Origin of the sequence: Pullulanibacillus pueri (assembly GCF_014639255.1) — a bacterium.
Lineage (GTDB): Bacteria > Bacillota > Bacilli > Bacillales > Sporolactobacillaceae > Pullulanibacillus > Pullulanibacillus pueri.
Window position 1 is genome coordinate 1 of record NZ_BMFV01000074.1, and the last position, 1,350, is coordinate 1,350.

Below are 1,350 nucleotides of genomic sequence, written 5' to 3' on the forward strand. Positions count from 1 at the left end.
CGATTTATATTGATGATGTAATAAAACCCTTAATCTTAAACGATCATAACGTCGGAAACCAAAGGCATTTCGTTTTATTACCTTTGTTTGATTGTTTAAGCCTTCAATAAATCCATTACTATAGCCAAAGGCAAAACTATTTAAAACTTCAACTTGCCAATTTTTAATTGTTTGAATTGCCTTCACAAACTCAGTTAATCCGGACTTTTCAACCTGATCATAAAAGGCGAATAGTCCTTTCTTTACTTCGTTTATGCTTGTTTTCCCAATCTCTTTCGCCCGATTAAACCACAACCGAAAAGATTCTTTGAGTCCATAAGCCATACGTAATTCTTCTGATAACCCAAGATACCTTTCTAGATACCAATGCTGCTTTTGAGTTAGTTTATCATAAGGCTTATAAAAAATATGTTTCATCCTTTTACACTTCTTACGATCATAAGGGTGAAATTCACCTTGGACACGTCTTCTCACTCTATCTAGAGCCCAATATATATAACGACAAAAGTGAAAACGGTCTGCTACAATAATGGGGCTATTCAATGCTTTTTTAACTGCTGATTTAAAGCTATGGCTCATGTCCATGACAACTATTTTGACCTTTGAACCTTTTTCTTTTAAATAATTCTTAACCGTTTCTACCGAACGGTTGGGTAAAATATCAAGAGGCTTACCGGTGTTTCCATCGGCAATTATAACTTGATATTTACCTTCATTGGTGTCACCTTTGTACTCATCAATCGCGATGACAGAAGGTAATTCACTTACTTCTTTTAAGGTTCCTGCTGAAATTTGATCGAAACGCCGAATAGCTGTGGTTTGTGACGTTCGAAACTGTACCGCTGTGTCTTTAAAGTTTTTCCCTTTGACTACACGTAAACCAAGTGCTTGATTCCATTCTATTGAATGTCTCTGATATCGATCTACAACCCTATTGTTCTCTAAAAAACGCTTTCCACATGAACATACATATCTTCGCTTTCTATAAAACAGATAGGAAGTTCTTTCAAACACCTTAAGGTGTTGCACCTTTTGAGTACGGTAATCATGTACCTTGTTGGTTCGCTCCCCACATACTGGGCATTTGTGTTTTTTTCTTGGGACCTCAATATAAAGATAAAAGCTACCATTAATCTCTTCTGTTTTGGTAATCTTAACGTCTTCTAATCCAGGTAAATTCATGTTAAACTGCATATACACGTAACTCCAATCCTTGTCCTTGTTTCTCGTCAATTCAAGTGTAAAGGATATAGGAGCTTACGTGTATTTTTTTGCTGTTTTTTAAAAGGTTCAAGAACACAAAGTGAAAAATAGCGAGACTCCTGCGGGAATAGCAAGCCAGGCAAGACC

The 1,350-nt window shown here is 36.2% G+C and carries 1 protein-coding gene; it reads right to left on the reverse strand.

Going from position 1 to position 1,350, the window contains the following annotated elements:
• On the reverse strand, positions 1-1,200 hold a 1,200-nt coding region (locus tag IEV91_RS21460; RefSeq protein ID WP_188499467.1), incomplete at its 3' end, for an ISL3 family transposase.
• Positions 1,201-1,350: the final 150 nt, after the last annotated feature.